This is a genomic window from Pseudogulbenkiania sp. AW2-16, from assembly GCF_056824575.1.
Genome location: NZ_CP157668.1, coordinates 3,547,821 through 3,567,970, shown reverse-complemented (window position 1 = coordinate 3,567,970; position 20,150 = coordinate 3,547,821). Strand labels below are relative to the sequence as shown.

18 protein-coding genes and 2 pseudogenes are annotated in these 20,150 nt (G+C 66.6%); all 20 read left to right on the top strand.

Going from position 1 to position 20,150, the window contains the following annotated elements; translation table 11 throughout:
* The first annotated feature begins 52 nt into the window (after positions 1-52).
* Positions 53-1,560 (top strand): annotated as a pseudogene (locus tag ABKF58_RS17255) (CoA-acylating methylmalonate-semialdehyde dehydrogenase).
* 184 nt (positions 1,561-1,744) lie between these two features.
* The gene (locus tag ABKF58_RS17250; protein WP_482582311.1) at positions 1,745-2,911 is read left to right on the top strand and encodes an acyl-CoA dehydrogenase family protein; all 1,167 of its coding nucleotides are present in this window, start codon (positions 1,745-1,747) and stop codon (positions 2,909-2,911) included.
* A 35-nt stretch (positions 2,912-2,946) separates the two neighbouring features.
* On the top strand, positions 2,947-4,068 hold the full coding sequence (locus ABKF58_RS17245) for an enoyl-CoA hydratase/isomerase family protein (RefSeq protein ID WP_482582309.1): 1,122 nt from the start codon (positions 2,947-2,949) through the stop codon (positions 4,066-4,068).
* 23 nt (positions 4,069-4,091) lie between these two features.
* Positions 4,092-4,988: a 3-hydroxyisobutyrate dehydrogenase gene (gene mmsB / locus ABKF58_RS17240; protein WP_482582307.1), complete on the top strand. Its 897-nt coding sequence runs from the start codon at positions 4,092-4,094 to the stop codon at positions 4,986-4,988.
* A 615-nt stretch (positions 4,989-5,603) separates the two neighbouring features.
* Entirely contained in the window at positions 5,604-6,596 is a 993-nt protein-coding gene (locus ABKF58_RS17235; protein WP_482582305.1) for a hypothetical protein, read from the top strand.
* Positions 6,590-7,549 carry a phage tail sheath subtilisin-like domain-containing protein gene (locus tag ABKF58_RS17230; protein ID WP_482582303.1) on the top strand — a complete coding sequence of 320 codons (960 nt, stop codon included), beginning with the start codon at positions 6,590-6,592 and terminating at the stop codon, positions 7,547-7,549. The genes ABKF58_RS17235 and ABKF58_RS17230 overlap by 7 nt, the downstream gene beginning before the upstream one ends.
* Positions 7,513-7,890, top strand: coding sequence for a phage tail sheath C-terminal domain-containing protein (locus ABKF58_RS17225; RefSeq protein ID WP_482582301.1), 378 nt, complete (start codon positions 7,513-7,515; stop codon positions 7,888-7,890). Before ABKF58_RS17230 ends, ABKF58_RS17225 begins: the two co-directional genes overlap by 37 nt.
* Before the next feature lie 64 nt (positions 7,891-7,954).
* Positions 7,955-8,478, top strand: a pseudogene (locus ABKF58_RS17220) (phage tail protein).
* Positions 8,479-8,546: 68 nt separating this feature from the next.
* A complete protein-coding gene (locus ABKF58_RS17215) occupies positions 8,547-9,257 on the top strand; it encodes a T4 family baseplate hub assembly chaperone (RefSeq protein WP_482582299.1) in 711 nt (236 codons plus the stop codon).
* A 449-nt stretch (positions 9,258-9,706) separates the two neighbouring features.
* Positions 9,707-10,033 (top strand): hypothetical protein, encoded by a 327-nt coding sequence (locus ABKF58_RS17210; protein WP_482582298.1) that lies wholly within the window; start codon positions 9,707-9,709, stop codon positions 10,031-10,033.
* Positions 10,030-11,364: a Pvc16 family protein gene (locus tag ABKF58_RS17205; RefSeq protein WP_482582296.1), complete on the top strand. Its 1,335-nt coding sequence runs from the start codon at positions 10,030-10,032 to the stop codon at positions 11,362-11,364. The genes ABKF58_RS17210 and ABKF58_RS17205 overlap by 4 nt, the downstream gene beginning before the upstream one ends.
* Positions 11,361-13,253 (top strand): ATP-binding protein, encoded by a 1,893-nt coding sequence (locus ABKF58_RS17200; protein WP_482582294.1) that lies wholly within the window; start codon positions 11,361-11,363, stop codon positions 13,251-13,253. The genes ABKF58_RS17205 and ABKF58_RS17200 overlap by 4 nt, the downstream gene beginning before the upstream one ends.
* Complete coding sequence (locus ABKF58_RS17195; RefSeq protein ID WP_482582293.1) at positions 13,250-13,519, top strand: hypothetical protein; 270 nt, start codon at positions 13,250-13,252, stop codon at positions 13,517-13,519. Before ABKF58_RS17200 ends, ABKF58_RS17195 begins: the two co-directional genes overlap by 4 nt.
* A 5-nt stretch (positions 13,520-13,524) precedes the next feature.
* Positions 13,525-15,546 carry an eCIS core domain-containing protein gene (locus ABKF58_RS17190; protein ID WP_482582292.1) on the top strand — a complete coding sequence of 674 codons (2,022 nt, stop codon included), beginning with the start codon at positions 13,525-13,527 and terminating at the stop codon, positions 15,544-15,546.
* Positions 15,547-15,951: 405 nt separating this feature from the next.
* On the top strand, positions 15,952-16,944 hold the full coding sequence (locus ABKF58_RS17185) for a hypothetical protein (protein ID WP_482582290.1): 993 nt from the start codon (positions 15,952-15,954) through the stop codon (positions 16,942-16,944).
* Positions 16,945-17,045: 101 nt separating this feature from the next.
* Positions 17,046-17,621: a hypothetical protein gene (locus tag ABKF58_RS17180; protein WP_482582288.1), complete on the top strand. Its 576-nt coding sequence runs from the start codon at positions 17,046-17,048 to the stop codon at positions 17,619-17,621.
* A 118-nt stretch (positions 17,622-17,739) separates the two neighbouring features.
* Positions 17,740-18,057: a hypothetical protein gene (locus ABKF58_RS17175; RefSeq protein ID WP_008953981.1), complete on the top strand. Its 318-nt coding sequence runs from the start codon at positions 17,740-17,742 to the stop codon at positions 18,055-18,057.
* Entirely contained in the window at positions 18,050-19,174 is a 1,125-nt protein-coding gene (locus ABKF58_RS17170; protein ID WP_294863906.1) for a hypothetical protein, read from the top strand. The genes ABKF58_RS17175 and ABKF58_RS17170 overlap by 8 nt, the downstream gene beginning before the upstream one ends.
* On the top strand, positions 19,171-19,683 hold the full coding sequence (locus ABKF58_RS17165; RefSeq protein ID WP_008953983.1) for a phage baseplate assembly protein V: 513 nt from the start codon (positions 19,171-19,173) through the stop codon (positions 19,681-19,683). The genes ABKF58_RS17170 and ABKF58_RS17165 overlap by 4 nt, the downstream gene beginning before the upstream one ends.
* A 143-nt stretch (positions 19,684-19,826) precedes the next feature.
* Complete coding sequence (locus tag ABKF58_RS17160) at positions 19,827-20,150, top strand: hypothetical protein (protein WP_482582285.1); 324 nt, start codon at positions 19,827-19,829, stop codon at positions 20,148-20,150.

The following is a 20,150-nucleotide window of genomic DNA, read 5'->3' as shown; positions in this document are numbered from 1 at the left end:
CGGCCCTGGCGCCGAGGGGGCTGGCCCACTTCGTCCATAAGGCAGGCTCATCATGACTCTTTCCACCACCGTTCCCACCGTCAAGCTCCTGATCAACGGCGAGTTCGTCGAATCGCAGACCAGCGTCTGGCGCGACGTCGTCAACCCGGCCACGCAGGAGGTGCTGGCGCGCGTGCCGATGGCCACCCCGGCCGAGGTCGACGCCGCCGTGGCCGCCGCCAAGACGGCCTTCAAGAGCTGGAAGAAAACCTCGATCGGCAGCCGCGCGCGCATCTTCCTCAAGTACCAGCAGCTGATCCGCGAACACATGAAGGATCTGGCGGCCATCCTCACCGCCGAGCAGGGCAAGACCCTGGCCGACGCCGAGGGCGACGTGTTTCGCGGCCTGGAAGTGGTCGAGCACGCCGCCAGCATCGGCAACCTGCAACTGGGCGAGTACGCCGAAAACGTGGCCAGCGGCGTCGATACCTACTCGGTGCTGCAGCCGCTCGGCGTGTGCGCCGGCATCACCCCGTTCAACTTCCCGGCGATGATCCCGCTGTGGATGTTCCCGATGGCGATCGCCACCGGCAACACCTTTGTGCTCAAGCCGTCCGAGCAGGACCCGATGGTGACCATGCGCCTGGTCGAGCTGGCGCTGCAGGCGGGTATTCCGGCCGGCGTGCTCAACGTGGTGCACGGCGGTCCGGACGTGGTCAACGCCATCTGCGACCACGCCGACATCAAGGCGATCTCGTTCGTCGGATCGAGCAAGGTCGGCACCCACGTCTACAACCGGGCGAGCCTTGCCGGCAAGCGCGTGCAGTGCATGATGGGCGCCAAGAACCACGCCATCGTGCTGCCCGACGCCAACAAGGAGCAGGCGCTCAACCAGCTCACCGGCGCGGCCTTCGGTGCGGCCGGCCAGCGCTGCATGGCGCTGTCCGTGGCGGTGCTGGTGGGCGAGGCGAAAAACTGGATTCCGGAACTGGTGGCCAAGGCCAAGGCGCTGCGTGTCGGCCCCGGCAAGGACAACCCGGACGTGGGGCCGCTGGTGTCGTGCACCGCGCGCGACCGCGTCGAATCGCTGATCGCCCGGGGGTGGAGCAGGGCGCCCGGCTGGAGCTGGACGGGCGCGGTATCAAGGTGCCCGGCTTTGACCAGGGCAATTTCGTCGGCCCGACCATCTTCAGCGGCGTGAAGCCCGGCATGGCGATCTACGACCAGGAAATCTTCGGGCCGGTGCTGTGCCTCTCGGCGGCCGACACCCTGGATCAGGCCATCGAACTCATCAACGCCAACCCCAACGGCAACGGCACCGCCATCTTCACCCAGAGCGGCGCGGCGGCACGCAAGTTCCAGGAGGAGATCGACGTCGGCCAGGTCGGCATCAACGTGCCGATCCCGGTGCCGGTGCCGCTGTTCTCGTTCACCGGTTCGCGCGCCTCCAAGCTCGGCGACCTGGGGCCGTACGGCAAGCAGGTGGTCCTGTTCTACACCCAGACCAAGACCGTCACCAGCCGCTGGTTCGACGATGCGGCCAGCAGCGGCAAGGTGAATACCACCATCTCGCTGAACTGATCGCCCGTCCCATTAGGCGGCTGCGCCTGCGCATCGCGAAGTCGGGCGGAGCTCTGCGCGTGCGAATTTCTAATTCGCTCAGCCATGATCCTCATGGACCACATGTCCACTGCGGTTCCTGCGCTCCGTCCTTCCTCAACCTGCTTGGGTTCGCTCGCCTACTGGAACAAGCTTGAGAAAAGGTATGACTATGGATTTCGCACTCAACGAAGAGCAGATCGCGTTCCAGGACAGCGCGCGCGAGTTCGCCCGCCACGAGCTGGCGCCCTACGCCGCGCACTGGGACGAGGAGGAAGTCTTTCCCAAGGACACCCTGCGCCGTGCCGGCGAGATGGGCTTCTGCGGGCTGTACACGCCGCAGCAGTACGGCGGGCTGGGGCTGACGCGGCTCGACGCCGCCATCGTGTTCGAGGAACTGGCCGCCGGCTGCACCTCCGCCGCCGCCTACCTCACCATCCACAACATGGTGAGCTGGATGATCGGCAGCTTTGCCCGACCGGAAGTGGCCGAGCAGTGGGGGCCGGCGCTGGCGAGCGGCGCCAAGCTGGGCAGCTATTGCCTCACCGAGCCCGGCGCCGGTTCGGACGCCGCCAACCTGCGTACCCGCGCCGAGCGCGACGGCGACGTCTACCGCCTCAACGGCAGCAAGGCCTTCATTTCCGGCGCCGGCAGCACCGACGTACTGGTGGTGATGGCGCGCACCGGCGGCCCCGGTGCCAAGGGCATCTCTGCCTTCGTGGTGCCGGCCGATCTGCCCGGCATCAGCTACGGCAAGAAGGAAAGGAAGATGGGCTGGAATTCACAGCCCACCCGCACCATCACCTTCGACAACGTGGCCGTGCCTTCGGCCAACCTGTTGGGCGAGGAGGGCCAGGGCTTCACCTTCGCCATGAAGGGGCTGGACGGCGGGCGCATCAACATCGCCACCTGCTCGGTGGGGACCGCCCAGGCCGCGCTGGAAGCCGCCACCCGCTACGTGCAGGAACGCCAGCAGTTCGGCCAGGCGCTGGCCGAGTTCCAGACCGTGCAGTTCCGCCTCGCCGACATGGCCACGGAACTGGTCGCGGCGCGCCAGATGGTGCGCCTCGCTGCCTGGAAGCTCGACAGCGGCAGCCCGGACGCCACGGCCTATTGCGCCATGGCCAAGCGCTTCGTCACCGATGCCGGCTTCAAGGTGGTGAACGAGGCGCTGCAGCTGTTCGGCGGCTACGGCTACATCAAGGAATACCCGCTCGAGCGTCACCTGCGCGACAGCCGCGTGCACCAGATCCTGGAAGGCACCAACGAGATCATGCGCGTCATCGTCGCGCGCCGGCTGCTGCAGGACGGCGCGCTGGAGACGCTGCGCTGATCGCCACGCACAACAGGCTATTGAGGGACTCCGCAATGCAAGACATCGTCCTGTTCGAAGAACGCGCCACCGCCAGCGGCCATCGCCTCGGCATCGCCACGTTGAACGTGGGAAAAACGCTCAACGCGCTGACGCTGGACATGATCCGTCTGCTCCAGCAGCGGCTGAGCGCCTGGGAAGCCGACCCTGGCCTGGTTGCCGTGGTGTTGCGCGGCGCCGGCGACAAGGCCTTCTGTGCCGGCGGCGACGTGCGCTCGCTGCGCCGGGCGCTGCTGGACGACAGCCGCACCCCCAACCCCGACGCCGTGGCGTTCTTCAGCGAGGAATACCGGCTCGATTACCACCTCCACCGCTACCGCAAGCCCTTGATCGTGTGGGGCGGCGGCATCGTCATGGGCGGCGGGCTCGGGCTGATGGCCGGGGCCAGTCACCGCGTGGCCACGCCCTCCACCCGCATCGCCATGCCGGAAATCACCATCGGCCTCTACCCGGACGTGGCCGGCAGCTGGTTCCTGCAACGCATGCCGGCCGTGCTCGGCCTGTTCCTCGGCCTCACCGGCGCGCCGCTCAACGCCCACGATGCCGTGCTGTGCAACCTGGCCGACCACATGTTGGCCGAAGACGGCCAAGAGGCCCTGCTGCGGGAGCTGGAACGGGCCGACTGGTCCCGGCCGGCGGTGCGGCACCACGGCATGGTGAGCGCACTGTTGAGTGCGCTGGCAGCGTCGCATCATGAGTCGATGCCGGACGCGAACTGCGCGCGCAACCTGCTCACGGTGCAGCGCCTGATGAGCCTGGGCAGCCTCGACGCCGTGGCGGCGGCGCTCGCCGGCACCGCGTTCGAAGACCCCTGGCTTGCCGCGGCGGCCAGGAGCTTTGCCCAGGGCTGCCCGAGCTCGGCTGCCGTCACCTGGGAAATCTTCCGGCGCGCCCGCCACCTGTCGCTGGCCGAAGCGCTGCGCATGGAGCTGACGTTGTCGGTCAACTTCTGCGCCCGGCCGGATTTTCGCGAAGGGGTGCGCGCCTTGCTGGTCGACAAGGACCGCGCGCCGCACTGGCACTACCCGACCCTGGCCGCCATCCCGGACGGCTGGGTGGAAAGCCACTTCATCAGCCCATGGCCGGCCACGGAGCATCCGCTGGCCGACCTCAAATAACACGCCATCAGAGGAGAAACACCATGCAACACGTCGCTTTCATCGGGCTGGGCAATATGGGCGGCCCCATGGCCCTCAATCTGCAGAACAAGGGCTTCGCCGTGAGCGCCTTCGATCTCTCGGCCGAGGCGCTCGCCGTGCTGCAGGCCGCCGGCGCCCGTGCCGCCAGCAGCGCGGCCGATGCCGTGGCAGGGGCCGAGGTGGTGATCTCGATGCTGCCCGCCGGCAAGCACGTCGAAGGACTGTACCTGGGTGAGGACGGCCTGTTCGCCCGCCTGCCCAAAGGCACGCTGGTGATCGACTGCAGCACCATCGCCGCCGCCAGCGCGCGCAAGGTGGCCGAGGCGGCCCGGGTCGCCGGTCTCTGCATGCTCGATGCCCCGGTCTCCGGCGGTACCGCCGGCGCCACCGCCGGCACGCTCACCTTCATCGTCGGCGGCGAATCAGCCGATCTGGAACGCGCCCGTCCGCTGCTGGAAGCCATGGGCAAGAACATCTTCCACGCCGGCGCCAGCGGCGCGGGCCAGACCGCCAAGATCTGCAACAACATGCTGCTCGGCATCCTGATGACCGGCACCGCCGAGGCGCTGGCGCTGGGCGTCAGGAACGGCCTCGACCCCAAGGTGCTGTCCGACATCATCGCCAAGAGTTCGGGGCGCAACTGGGCGCTGGAGGTCTACAACCCCTGGCCCGGGGTCATGGAGAATGCCCCGGCGAGCCGCGGCTACAAGGGCGGCTTCGGCACCGATCTCATGCTCAAGGACCTGGGCCTCGCCAACGAAGCCGCGCGCGAAATCGAGTTGCCGCTGGCGCTGGGCGCGCTGGCTGAGCAGTGCTACCGGCGTTTCAGCGCGGACGGTCACGGCGGGCTCGATTTCTCCGCCATCATCCAGAGCTACGTTGCCGAGTTGTCGGCCTGAGCCACGCCCCAGACCTTGCCAGGGCGGCAGGTTGGGGGGGAGGCACGCATGACAGTGATGCGCCTCCCGCCCCACGTCGTTGTGTGGGCGGCGCAAAGCACTCCCGTGCCTCCCGCCGCCATCGCTCGGCTCTCCTCTTGCCCGGTCGTCATTGCCGCCGCGGCGGTGGCCGGGCGGCGGTTTTTGGCCCCGCTTGCCACCGGGTATGGTTGTGGTGGAGCAGGGCGAGGCCCTTGTTTCCCGCACTGTCATGCTCAAACCCAGCAGGTCTCCGCTGGCCCGAGCTAAGGCTGCTCGGTGCCTTGCGCTCGATCCCGCTGCGGCCGTGTGAAAGCGTTCTAAATAGGGCGCTTTCAAGTCTGTAAATCATTATGTTGATGTCACAAAAAATCTATTTGTAGTGCGCAAAAAGGGTATCTATAGATAACTCACTGCCAAATAGTTTCGCGCACGGAAGAGGCAAAAACGGACCCGCTCGAGGTGCCTTATTGTCCCATCCGGATTGGGGGTGGTCGTGGTTGGGCTACGCGTGAGGCGAGCGGCAATGGCATTTTCTCAAGAAGAATCATGACATTGTTCGGCTGCACTTCGCTTTCACGTTAAGGAGTCGCCCCCATGACTGCTCAACTCAGCTACCCCGGCGTTTATCTCGAAGAACTGCCGAGTGGCGTGCGCACCATTACCGGGGTCGCCACGTCAGTGGCCGCCTTTGCCGGTTCCGCCCCGCGCGGTCCCATCAACAAGGCCGTGCACCTGTTCAGCTTTGCCGATTACGAGCGCCGCTTCGGTGGCCTGGCGCTGGATTCGGAGATGGGCTACGCCGTGCGCCAGTTCTTCCAGAACGGCGGCACCGAGGCGTACGCGGTACGCATCGTCAAGGATGCCAGCGCCGCGGAAAAAATCCTGCTCAACGCCAGCGCCGCCAATGTGCTGAAGGCCACCGCGCTCGATGCCGGTTCTTCCGGCAACGGCATCGAGGTGCGCGTCGATTACCTCACCAGCAATCCGGGCAGCACCTTCAACCTCACCTTCGTCCGCGCCTCGGACGGCCGTGTCGAACGCTACGAAAACCTCTCGATGAACTCCGCAGATGCCCGCTACGCTCTCGATCAGGTCAATGGTGTCTCGCAACTGGTGAAGCTGACCCGGCTCGTCAACCAGGCGACGCTGGACGGGCTGGCCGCCGGTACCTCCAGCAGCGCCACCCTCGCCGACGTGGCGACGCTGCTCGATGCCAATCACAATGAATTCCGCGTCAGCGTCAACGGCCTGCCGCCGGTCAAGGTGGTGATTGCGCTGCCGGCCGACATCGGCGGCGGTACGCCGACCCAGCGGCTCGACGCGCTGTGCGCCGCCATCCAGGCCAAGGTCCAGGCCCAGGCCAACAGCCAGCTGGCTTACCAGAGCTTTGCCTGTGCCCGTCCCGCCGGTACCCAGACCATCCAGATGAAGTCCGGCGTCGGCGGCGAATTCTCCAGCGTGCGCGTGCTGCCGGGGCAGAAGAACAATGCCAGTGCGGTGCTCGGCCTGGGCAGCGAGGCGGGGGGACAGAAATCGATGCGGTGGCGGCCATCCGCCCGGTTCCGGTGCCCGATCCGGCCATGCTGAAGAGCGATACCTTCGGCGCCACGGATCTGGATGCCTTGCCGGATGCAACGCATACCAGCTTCCGCCTGAGCCTGGACGGCAACGGCCCGGATGTCGTCAACATCGGCGATACGGCCGCCGCAGGCGCCAACCTGGCGGCCAAACTGGCCGACGTGGCGACACGCATCCAGTCCGCCGTCCGGGCACTCAAGCCGAGCAACCCGGCGTACAAGTACTTCACCTGCAGCGTGGATGGCGGCACCAAGCTGGTACTGGCCACCGGCACCCAAGGGGCCGGCGCGAGCATTGCCGTGACGGCAGCGCCACTCAACGGCATTGCCGACCAACTTCACCTGCTGGCCGGTTCGACGACCGTGCTGCCCGTGAACGTCACCCTGCAGGGCGGTAACGAAACGCCCTATGGCGCGGCCGACGTCTACCCGGCCTTCATCGCCGATCGTGCCGCCCGCAAGGGAATCTACGCGCTGGAAGAGGTGGACCTGTTCAACATCCTCTGTCTGCCCGGGGTCACCGATACCGGCGTGTTGATGGACGCGGCGGCCTACTGCGAGGAGCGCCGAGCCTTCTTCGTCATCGACGCGCCCCCGTCCGCGGCCGCGCCCGAGGACATGGTGGCGGCCGTGTCCGGAACCGCCTTGCCCAAGTCCGATCACGCCGCGGTCTACTACCCGTGGGTGTACATTGCCGACCCGCTCAAGAACGGCAAGCTGCGGCTGACCCCGCCGTCCGGCACCATCGCCGGACTCTACGCCCGCACCGACGGCGACCGTGGGGTGTGGAAGGCCCCGGCCGGCACCGATGCCACCCTGGTTGGCGTTCAGGCCGTCAACTACCCACTGACCGATCGCGAAAACGGCAGCCTCAACCCGCTCGGCGTGAACTGCCTGCGCACCTTTCCGGTATACGGTGCGGTGTCGTGGGGGCGCGCACCCTGCGCGGCGCCGATCAGATGACATCGGAGTACAAGTACATACCGGTGCGCCGGCTCGCCTTGTTCCTCGAAGAAAGTCTCTATCGCGGCACGCAGTGGGTGGTGTTCGAACCCAACGACGAGCCCTTGTGGGCGCAGATACGCCTCAACCTCGGCGCCTTCATGAACAGCCTGTTCCGCCAGGGAGCTTTCCAGGGCAAGACCGCCCGCGAGGCCTATCTGGTCAAATGCGACCGCGAGACCACCACCCAGGACGACATCAACCGAGGGGTGGTGAACATCCTGGTGGCTTTCGCTCCGCTCAAGCCGGCGGAATTCGTGGTGATCAAGATCCAGCAGTTGGCTGGCCAGATCCAAGTCTGACCGAGGGGAGTGCGCGCTCACTCCGGGCGCGTGACTCCGTTCCGGTTCATCAGGGAGAACACCCATGGCCCAATTCACCGTCAACGCGCAGCGCTTCGATCCGTACAAAAACTTCAAATTCCGCGTCAAGTGGGATGGACGCTACGTGGCCGGCATCAGCAAGGTCTCCGCGCTCAAGCGCACCACCGAAGTGGTGAAACACCGTGAGGAGGGGACCCCAGCAGCAGCCGCAAGTCCCCCGGCCGCACCGAGTTCGAGGCCATTACCCTCGAGCGCGGCGTCACCCACGACCCGGAGTTCGAAAAATGGGCCAACAAGGTGTGGAACTTCGGTTCCGGCCTGGGTGCGGAAGTGTCCCTCAAGGATTTTCGCAAGGACCTCATCATCGAGCTGTACAACGAGGCCGGCCAGTTGGCGGTGGCCTACAAGGTGTACCGCTGCTGGGTCAGCGAGTTCCAGTCATTACCTGATCTGGATGCCAACGCCAACGCCGTGGCCATCGCCCGCCTCAAGCTCGAGAACGAGGGTTGGGAGCGTGATTACGAAGTGGCCGAGCCCAGCGAGCCCAGCTTCACCGAACCGAGCTGACAACGACGTACTGACGCGTGGCGCGGGCTGAACGCGGTACTCGCCACGGCTACGGATGGAGGTCAACCTTGCGCGCACTCACTGCCGATGATTGGCTGCGGGCCTGGGAACACAGCCAGACCCTGCCGCCGCCCCTGCGCCCCTGTGCCTTGCTCGCGCCCATCATGGAGGACGGCCAGGCGGCCGCTGAACGACTGCCGCTAGGCCGGCGCGACAGTCAGTTGCTGGCACTGCACGGTGCCCTGTTCGGCTCCCGCCTCGACGCCACCACCCACTGCCCATCCTGCGGCGAACGCCTGGAACTGAGCCTGGATTGTCACGCCCTGCGGCTGGACGCCCCGGCGCTGGACGAGTCGGCGCTGAGCGTGGAGTGGCGAGGCCGGTCGTTTCGCTACCGCTTGCCGGACAGCCGCGATCTGACCGCACTGATGCAGGCCGGCGATGTCGAGCAGGCGCGCACCTTGCTGCTGCGCCGCTGTGTCGACGATGAGATGCCCGAGGCACTGCCGGCGGAACTGCATGCCCTGTTGGCCCAGGCCATGGCCGAGGCCGATCCCCAGGCCGCGACCGAGCTGAGCCTCGATTGCCCCGCCTGCACCCGGCAATGGGACGAACTGTTCGATATCGGCGTCTACCTCGACGAAGTGCTCGGACACTGGGCGGAGCGTCTGCTGGATCAGGTTCATCTGCTGGCGCAGGCCTATGGCTGGAGCGAGGCGCACATCCTCGCCCTGAGCCCGGCGCGACGCGCCCGCTACTTGGCACGGGTGCTGGCATGAGCGATCACCTGTCCACGCTGGCCCGCCGCGCCTTGCAAGCCCCGCGCATTCATCCCCGCGCACCGTCGCGCTTCGAAGGGGAGTCGGCCGCGGTCACTTTTTCCGAAACGGTGGCCGATGTGCCCAGCGCTCCGGTCGACACCCCGCCCCCTCGTAGCGTGCCGCCTTTACGGCCCGAAGCTTCCGCCCCGCTGAGGCCCGAGACGGAACCGGTTCTGGATATGGAAACGCCGTCACCAGGCGAGCCCCGCGAAGGGCGGAACCCTCTGCCTCCTGCGGTGCCACGGTGGCCGATCGAGACAGTCTCTGCGCGAGTCGAGGAGGCACCACCGCTCACGCAGCCAGTAGCGCTCCCATCCGAGCCGGCGCTGCCTGGCGTTGTGGTGGCGCCACGACTGGAACCTCTGGCGAGCGAGCCGGTGGAGCACCGGGTGCATGAGCGACTCGACGTGCACCACGAGAGAATCGAGCACCGGGACACGGTGGAACACACGCTCGAACAGCGGGTGGAGCGCCTGACTTTGGTAGAGCCGCACGGCTACCCGCCGGTGGCGCCATCGGCCGCTCCGTCGCGGTCTGAGCATGCTGCCGTGCCCGCGCCGCAGCTGGGGGCACCTCGAGTGGAAATCAACATTGGCCGTATCGAGGTGCTGCCGGCGGAGCCAGCCGCTGTACCGCGTCATGACAATGCGCCGCGGCAGCCGGTGGTGCAGTCCCTCGAGGCGTATCTGCAGGAGCGCAACAACGCCGGGCGTGGCCGGGGAGGGCGAGAATGAGCAACGCGCTCGGGGTCGCCGCCACTGCCGCCGTATTGCAGCAGGTGCTGCAGAGCGGTTTCGCTGCGCTCAAGCTGGACGATGTTCTGGGGGCCAATGCCGTCCCCGTCACCTGCATCCCGCCCGAACGCATCGCGTCGGACAGCGGCTCCAGCCAGCTCAACATTTTCTTGTACAACCAGACGCGCAATCCCGGCTGGGCCAACCTCGATCTGCCAAGCCGCGACGGACGCGGCGAACGCATCGCCAACCCGGCCCTGGCACTCGACCTGCACTTTCTGCTCTCGGCTTACGGGGTGGCCGACTTCCACGCCGAAATCATGCTGGGGGCCGCCATGCAAATCCTGCACGATACCCCCGCCCTGGGCCGCGCGGCGATCCGCGATGCGCTCAAGCCGGCGGCCAGCAAGCCCAACCTGCCGCAGGAGCTGGAACTGGCCGGGCTGGCCGACCAGCTGGAACAGCTGCGCATCACGCCACTGAATCACACCACGGATGAGATTTCGCGCATCTGGGCGGCCTTGCAGACGCCGGCACGGCCGAGTGCCGCCTACCTCGTCAGCGTGGTGCTGATGCAGTCGCCGCAGAGCGTGCGTCGCCCGCTGCCGGTTCTGGCCCGCAACCTCTACGTGGTGCCGTTGCGGGCGCCTCGTCTCGATCGGGTCGAATCCAGCGCCGGAGCCTCTATGCCTATCGTGCCCAGCGGCATGGTGCGGATCGGCGGCGTCAACCTTGCCGTGCCGTCGCTCAGCCTGCTGCTCAATGGTCAGGAATTTGCCGGGGGCGTGCAGAGCCTGGGAGCGGATGAACTGGCGTTTGGCTTTCTGTTGCCCGATCCGCCCAACCCTCCCGCCATTCCGGATATGCTGCGCGCCGGGGTCTGCACCGTGCAACTGATCCACCCGCAGTGGATGGGGCAGCCGCCACAGGTGCACGGCGGGCAGGAATCCAATCTGGCCGCCTTCGTCCTCAATCCCGAGGCGAGCTTCGCCGTCCAGCCCGGTGCTACCAGCACGGTCGTGGACGGCGTCACCTACCGCAGCGGCACGATCAAGATCGGCTGTGTGCCGCGTATCGGCAGCCGTCAGCGCGTCCGCCTGCTGCTCAACGAGAAGAGCCCGCCGCTCAACCGGCCGGCACGCGCCTACAGCTTTGCCGCGCGCGAGGGAAACGGCATCGTTGCGCCCGCCGAGAGCACGGCCGAGGTCACTGTCGATTACCGCAACGTGGCCCAGGGCAGTTACCTTGCCCGGGTCCAGGTGGATGCGGGAACCAGCCCGCTGGTGCTGGGGCCGGACGGGCGCTTCAGCGGGCCGGAGGTGCTGCCATGAGCTCGCGTCGTGATCTGGCAACTAATCGGCGCCGGCTCGCCTCCGCGCTGGACGCCTTTGCCGACTACCTGGCGCGTGCGCTTTCCGGTCAGCCCACCCCGTACGGCACCTACCTCGAAACGCCGCCGGCGCTGGCCAGTTTGTCCCAGCGCCTGGAACTGAACCGTTTCGAGCAGGACGTCCTGCTGCTGGCTGTGGCTACCGAGCTCGATGTGCGCTTTCGCACCCTGCTGGCCCAGGCGCAGGGCGACGAGAACAAACCCTGGCTGAGTTTCGAGCTGGCGCTGGCTCTGCTGCCCAAACCGGATTGGGCGGCCGCCACGCCGGTCGGTCGTCTGCGGCGCTGGCGCCTGCTGGAACTGGCCGGCAGTGGCGGGCCGTTGCAGGCAAGACTGGTGGTGGACGAGTCGATCCTGCATCAGGTGGTGGGGCTGAGCTACCCGGACCCACGGCTGGAGCCCTGGTTCCGGCCTGTTGAGGCGAGCGCGGACACCCGCTTCGACCCCGAGATCGCCCGGCTTGCCGAACACTGGCAGGGCGCCCCGAGTCTGGCGACGACTGTGGTCGCCCGTTTCGAAGAGTGTGACGGAGAGACTTTCGCCAAGTCACTGGCGGCGCAACTCAAGCTGCGGCTGTACCGTCTGCAGGCGCGCGAGTTGCCTGCCGCGCAACAGGAGCGCGAGCTGCTGGCGCGCCTCTGGGAGCGCGAAGCCTTGCTGCACAACGCCTTGCTCTGGGTCGAACTGGAGCGGCCCGAGCCTGCTCAGGCGCAGCGGCTGGGGGACTTCATCGAGGGACTGCAGGGGCTGATCCTGGTCAGCGGCGACGGCAACCTGACGTTGCGCCGCCCTCAATGGCGCGTCGACTGGCACGGCGGTGATACGGCCAGCCGCCTCGCGGTCTGGCAGCAGGCGCTGGGGGAGAGAGGCGAGGGGCTGAACGGTCGTCTCGGCCACATCGCCGAGCAGTTCCATCTTTCGGCCAACGTCATCGTGCGTATCGCCTCAAATTGGGAGGGCGCGCCAGAGCTGGGGGGCGAGCAGCTGTGGGATGCCTGTCGCAGAGAGGCACGTCACGACCTTGAGCAGCTGGCGACACGCGTCGAGTCGCAGGCGGGGTGGGACGATCTGGTGCTGCCGGAGTCGGCCATCACCATGTTGCGCACCCTCGCCGCTCAGGTGCGCCAGCGCACCCGCGTGTACCGCGAGTGGGGCTTCGCCGAGTGCAGCACGCGCGGGCTTGGCATCAGCGCATTGTTTGTCGGCGGCAGCGGTACCGGCAAGACCCTGGCCGCCGAAGTGCTCGCCAACGAATTGCGGCTCGATCTGTTCCGCATCGACCTGGCGGCGCTGGTCAGCAAGTACATCGGCGAGACGGAGAAGAACCTGGCGCGGGTGTTTTCCGTCGCCGAGCGCAGCGGCGCCATCCTGCTCTTCGACGAAGCCGATGCGCTGTTCGGCAAGCGCAGCGAAGTCCGCGACAGCCATGACCGCTACGCCAACCTGGAAGTGAGCTACCTGCTGCAACGCATCGAGACCTACCACGGCCTGGCGATTCTCACCAGCAACCTCAAGCAAGCCATCGACACCGCGTTCCAGCGGCGCATGCGGTTCATCGTGCCATTTCCGTTCCCGGACGCCGCTGCCCGCAGCGCCATCTGGGCGCGGGTGTTTCCGTCGAACACGCCGGTGGCCGACCTCGATCTGGGCAAACTGGCACGGCTGTCCCTGTCCGGAGGGCATATCCGCAACCTGGCGTTGAATGCGGCCTTCCTTGCCGCCGACGAGGACACCGCCATCGCCATGCGTCACTTGCGTACCGCTGCCGAAAGCGAATTCGCCAAGCTCGAGAAACCGCTGTCGGCTGCCGAGGTGGGGGATTGGCTATGAAAGGCGCAACGAAGCCAGTCGCGCCGGCGATCAACCTGCACATCGGCAGCCTGGCCTTGCCGGGGTATTCCTTGCGCGATGGCACCCGGCTGGCCGAGGCCCTCAAGCGCGAACTGGGCCGCCTGCTGGCGGCGCAACCGCTGGCGGCGCAGGGGTTCCAGGCCGATCGGCTGCAGATTGCGCGTTTTCGTCGCCACGCTGGCGAGCGACCGGAACTCACCGGGCGGCGGCTGGCACGGCTGATAGCCCAGCAGTTGGGAGACTGACCGCCATGGCCGAACACGTACTGACGCCGCAAGCCGAGCGCGAGCCGCCCGCCAGCAAGGCGCCGGCGCGTGGCCTGCTGCAGCGCAAGTGCGCCTGCGGTGCCAATGCCGGCGGCAGTGGCGAATGCGAAACCTGCGCGGCCCAGCATCAGCTGCAGCGCCATGCCAGTCGCCCGGTGACGCCGCAGACGGGGCTGCCGGCTTCGGTCGGGACCACCCTGGAGCGCACGGGGCGGCCGCTGGATGCCGATACCCGGCACTTCATGGAAGACCGTTTCGGCAGCGACTTTGGCTCTGTGCGTATCCACGACGACAGCGCCGCCGCCGCTTCCGCGCGCGATGTCGACGCCCACGCCTACACCGTGGGGCAAAACATCGTCTTCGCCGATGGGCAGTACCAGCCCCACAGCGAGAGCGGCCGCCATCTGCTGGCTCACGAGCTGGCGCACACCGTGCAGCAGCAGGGCCTGCAGCGCGCCGGCATCAGCAACCTGGCCGACCAGGGACCTGATTACCAACGCCTGGAACGCGAGGCCGATTTTGCGGCCGACCGGGTGATGAGCGGGCAGCCGCTGCCCAATGGCGTACTCAGCCAGGGTGGTCCGCGCCTGTCGCGCAAGCCGGCCACGCCGACTGTCACGCCGACTGTCACGCCGACTGTCACGCCGCCGGCGCCGGCCGCCACGCCGGCAGGGGCCACTCCCGCCGCCGAAGAAAAGGACCCGGCACCGGGCTTCACCGCCGAGTACGAAACCTCCACCTACAACCGCAGCTTCAGCCTCACCAGCAGCGAGGTGCCGGTACAGGTGTCGGGCTCGGTGAGCAAGACCCAGGCCGACTACGAGGTCGAGAAGCTGGTGCTGCCGGCGCAGAAGGGCCCGTACGCGCTGGCCTTATGCAACAAGCCGTACCGGCCGTTGACGGCGGTGTTCGAGTGGGCCGGCGGCGTCCCCAAACCGTACAAGAATATCCCGCGCGACCCCACGGATACCCTGCAGCGCACCTGGTTGTCGAAGTATGGCTACAAGCTGGGCAAGGAGGCCCACAAGCGCTGGAAGGAGGTCGGGGGCGAGTCGACGTTCCCCAAAATCCCCAATGGTCCGACCTGCGAAATCGACCACATCCAGGAACTGCAGGTCGGCGGAGACAACAACGCTGACAACCTGCAGGTGCTGGACAAGGTGGACAACGGCTCCAGCGGCAACCTGATACAACAGCAATTGCGCTACCTGGCCAGCGCCGCTTTCGATGACGCCAAGACTGCGCTGGGCAACAAGCGGCCCAAGCGGGTGTCGCTGTCCTTCAAGGGCGCGGTGATGCAGGGCAGCCCGAAGTGCTCGCTGTGCTGCCAATTGGGACAACGCTTCAACGACCCCTCGATCACGGCGGCCAGTGGTGCCGTGGTGGTGGACTACGACCTGATCATCCTGGGCAACCCGGTGAAGCTCAAGTTGCCGGCGGACAAGAGCAAGTCGATCCCGCTGGCGGGCTCGCCCTATGCCGAAAACAAGTCGGCCGCCGGCAGCATCAAGGGTCTGACCCTGGTCAGTTTCGAGCGCGATGGCAAGGGCAAGGGGCGGGACAAGATCCGCGCCAGCATCGATGGCGAAATCATGCATCTCAAGCCCAATACCAAGGGCGGGGACCTGCTGCTCGGCATCGGTCCGGACGGCGCGCTGTTGCTGCCGAAGGGCAAGCCGAGCGCGCCGATCAAGTTCGAATACACCAAGTTGAGCCCCGGCCAGTTCACCAGCCTGACCGTCGATTCCACCGGCATCAGCGCCGAGGGCACCATCAAGCCGAGCATCCCGCTCTTGCCGACGCTCAACGTGGCGATGGACGCCAACAGTTTCCGTGTCACCAAGGGCATCGACAAGGACAAGATCAAGCCGCCGTTCCCTGGCGTGAAGGTTACCGAGGCGAGCATCGCCCTTGAATTGGCGCCGGTGTTCAAGCCGGTGGGCACGCTGGCGCTGGAGTTCGGCGCGGGAAAAACTGGCCGATCTCAAGCTCACCGCCTCGGCTGACGACGCCGGCCTGGTGCTCAAGGGCGATTTGCTGGTCTACCTGCCCGGAATCGATCGGGCCAAGGGCGAGGTCAAGTACCAGGGGGGCGAGTGGAGCGGCGGGGCGCACATCGAATCCGGCCAAATGGCCGGCAAGATACCCTACGTGAAGAGCGGCTCGGTCGACGTCTGGTTCAAGGCCGGCAAGATCGACGCCAGCGGCAAGGTCAACCTGGAACTCCCGGGCAACAACGAGGCCACCCTGGAGCTGAACTACACCGCGAGCAAATGGGTGTTCCAGGGGCGGGGCCGGATCAAGGTCAAGAATCCCTACCTGAAACCGATCCAGGCCAGCCTCTGGTACGACGGGGAGCTGTTCATCGCCAAGGGCCGGCCGGCTTCGCCTTCTCCGGCCTCGACGGCACGGTGGATGCCACCTACGAGAACAAGGGTGGCAAGGAAAAGGTGTACGGCAAGGGCGACATCAAGATCGACAAGGGCAAGGCCAAGGGCAATATCGTCGTCGAGCTGCACCCCAACGAGAAGATCAGCGGCAAGGGCCGGCTCTCCTACGAGATCAAGAAGGATCTGGTGGCGACCGCCGGCATCACCATCGACGAGCACCAGAAGATCACCTTCGATGGTGAACTGAGTTTTCCGGACATCAAGCTCTTTGGACGTTTCCCCGAGAAGCAGGAAGACCACACTATCTTCCAGGCCTCCGGCAGCATCCCCATTCCCGGCGCCTCGATCGGCAACATCGGCCTCAAGGTCAAGCTCTGGGGCAGCCTCGGGTACTACTACTACGTCGGCCCCGGTGTCCTTACCGGGGTCAAGGCAACGGTCAAGTTCAGCCCGTTCGAGGACAACCCCGACTTCAGCTTCACTCTACAGGCCAAGGCCAGCATCCCGGCGGGCGGTGGTATCACCGGCAGGATCGGTGCCGACGTGGTCATCGACGCCTATATCGCGGAAGTCGGCGGCGGCCTCAACGTCTCCGCCAAGGCCGGTCTGGAGGGAAAGGCGGAGCTGTCGAGCGAGATTGCCTACAGCAAGGACAAGTTCAGCGTCGATGCCAGCGCCTATATCGGTGGCAACGTGGTCTTGGCGGCCGCGCTTTGCGCCCGGGTATATGCCGAGGCCGGCGTATGGCGCTTCAAGGTGCGTACCGAAAAGAGCTGGGAGTTGTTGGGCGGCAAGTTTGACACCGGCCTGGGGCTCGGGGTGCGCCTGCCTCTGCATTACGACAGCGTCGAAGGCTTCCGGATGCCGCGCCTCTCCGACATCAAGCCGGAGCCGTCGGAACTGAAGCTTGATCCATCCAGGATGTTGTCCAGCCTGTTTGGCGACGCCAACAAGAGCGACGAGCGCGAGGCCGGTTCGAAAGAAACCGGCTTGTGCTCGGTCAAGGGCGATTAGGCGCGCGATGAGGACCACGCCATGACCGGATTAACGAATTCACCGAAGTTGCTCAAGGGGGGCTGATCCTGATCGACCCGTCCAGCGGCACGGTGCAGCGGGTGATCGCGCTGCAGTACAACCCCGACCTGCTGACCCGCAGCCTGCAGCCGCAGAGCACGGGCGGCAGCGCGGCACACAGCGAGCCGCTGCGGCTCAAAGGACCGCCGGTGGAAACCATCAAGCTGGACGCCGAGATCGATGCCACCGACCAACTGGAGTTTCCCGACCAGCATCGCACCGTGGTCGAGGTGGGCATCCACCCGCAACTGGCAGCGCTGGAAACCATCGTCTACCCGGAGAGCGGTGCCCTGATCCGCAACAACCAGATGGCCAACGCGGGCACGCTGGAAATCATCCCGGTGCAGGCACCGCTGCCGCTGTTCGTGTGGAGCAAGGAGCGCGTGGTGCCCGTGCGCATCACCGACTTTGCCATCGTCGAAGAGGCGTTCGACACCCAGCTCAACCCGATCCGCGCCCGCATCACGCTCGGCATGCGTGTGCTCAATGTCAACGACCTCGGTTTCGGTGACAAGGGCGGGCACTTGTACATGGTCTACCACCAGAGCCGGGAGCGGCTGGCGGCCAAGGCATCCAGCTCAACGCTGGCGAGCCTGGGCCTGAACAGCCTGTTCTGAGGCGGGCAGGGCATGCAGGTGATACGGCGATGCAGACAGATTAGAGGCGCGAGCCGCTCCCCACAAGGGGCGGACGGCGCAGCACAGCGTGCAGGACTTGGCATGGAGGTGTTCGCGAATGAGTGACCGGTTCCCACCCAACAGCCGTTATTACGGCTGCGATACCGCCGAACTGTACGACGCCGACGGCCGCAAGCGGGTCTACCTGCGGCGGCGCTTCGTGCCCGATCCGGCGCGCTTTGTGACGCTGCAGGAGTACCGCGTGGTCGAGGGTGACCGTATCGACCTCATGGCGGCGACCGTGCTCGGCGATCCCGAGCAGTTCTGGCGCCTGCCAGACGCCAACGGCAGCCTGCATCCGCGCGAGCTGGAGGAATTGGGGCGGCGCATACGCCTGACCCTGCCGGAAGGCATGCCGGGGATGAACGATGCTTAAGGGCATCCATCTCTCCCTGCTGGCGGGCCCGGCGGTTCCGCTACCGGTGCCGAAACCGGTGATGGACGCCCTGGCGAGCGTCCAGGTGACGTCGGCGGCCGGCTCGCGCAGCGGTTTCCAGATCAGTTTCGTGCTGGAGAACAACTCGCCGCTGCATACCCTGCTGGTGCTGACCGGGGGCCGGGTGCCCTGGTTGCGGGTCCTCATCGTGGCCACCCTGAACAGCCTGCCGCTGGTGATGATGGACGGGCTGATCACCAAGCAGGAGGTCAGCGGCTCCAACGAGCCGGGGCAGAGCACCCTGACCGTTACCGGGGAGGACCTTTCGGTGGCGATGGATCAGCAGGAGTTCAACGGCATTCCCTACCCGGCCATGCCGGCCGAGGCACGGGTGGCGCTGGTGGTCGCCAAGTATGCGATGTTCGGCATGGTGCCGCTGGTCATCCCGCAGATCTTCAGCGACGTGCCCATCCCTGTGGACAAGATTCCCACCCACGAAGGCACCGACCTGGCCTATGTGCAGAAGCTGGCCAAGGATGCCGGCTACGTGTTCTATGTCGACCCCGGGCCGTTGCCGGGCATGAACACCGCCTACTGGGGGCCGGAGATCAAGCTGGGCGTGCCGCAACCGGCGCTCAATCTGGGCATGGACGCCCACAGCAACGTCGAATCGCTGTCCTTCGCCGTGGACAACACCAAGGCCTCGTTGCCGATCGTGTTCATCCAGAACGCCTTGACCAAGTTTCCCATTCCGCTGCCGATTCCCGACATCAGCCTGGCCAACCCGCCGCTGGGGCTGCTGCCGCCGCTGCCGAAGTCGATCAACCTGATGAAGGAAACCGCCAAGCTGTCGCCCATGGCGGCCTTGTCCAAGGGGCTGGCGGCAGCGGCCGGCTCCGCCGACGTGGTCACCGCCACCGGCACCCTCGACGTCCTGCGCTACGGCAACGTGCTCAAGGCACGCCAACTCGTCGGGGTGCGGGGCGCCGGCCCGGCATTCGACGGTTTGTACTACGTGAAGAACGTCAGCAGCACCTTCAAGGCGGGCGAGTTCAAGCAGAGCTTCACGCTGACCCGCAACGGCCTGATTTCCACACTTCCGAGGGTTCCGGTATGAGCGAAGGCAAGTTCTACGGCAAGTATCGCGGCGTGGTGCTGAACAACATCGACCCCATGCAGATGGGCCGTGTCCAGGTGCAGGTGCCCGATGTGCTGGGTGTCGGCCTGTCGAGCTGGGCGATGCCCTGCGTGCCCTTTGCCGGCAAGCAAAGCGGGGTGTTCGTGTTGCCGCAGATCGGCGCCGGGGTGTGGGTGGAGTTCGAACAGGGCGACCAGGACTACCCGATCTGGGTTGGCGGCTTCTGGGGCAGTGCGGCCGAGGTGCCGGCACTGGCGCTGGCGGGCCTGCCGGTGTCGCCGAGCCTCGTCTTGCAAAGCGGCAATCAGAACACGCTGATGCTGTCCGATCTGCCCGGCCCGACGGGCGGCATTCTGCTGAAGAGCACCACGGGAGCGCTGATTTCCATCAACGAGGTTGGCATCACCATCAGCAACGGCCAGGGGGCGACCATCATGCTCAATGGCCCGACGGTGAACATCAACCAGGGTGCCCTGACGGTGATCTGAAATGCGCCGTTTGAGCACGCGCCAGCGTCCTGGCCGGAGCCCTCCGGGGACGGCACCGACGTATCCGCGCCGCATCGTGCCGGGCGAGGGCTGGCCGGCTCGTGCCGATCGACTGGGTTTGCCACGTCAGGGGGGAGGCAGTGATGCCGGGTTTTCTCTTGCACCTTGGGGCCACGGTGATGTGCGCCCACGGCGGGCAGGCGACGCCGACCGCGCCGTTTCCGCGCGTGCTGGTGTCCGGTCAGCCGGTCACCACGCTCACCGCGCCCTACATCGTCGCCGGCTGCAGCATGCCGCCGCCCAGCGCCGGCAACGGCCCCTGCATTACCGGGCAATGGCTGGTGGGGGCTACCCGGGTGTTCGCCGGCGGGCAGCCGGTATTGCTGCAGTCGAGCACCTCGATCTGCACGCCGACCGGTACGCCGATGATGGTCACGGTGACGCAGCTCAGGGTTTCGGGGGTGTGA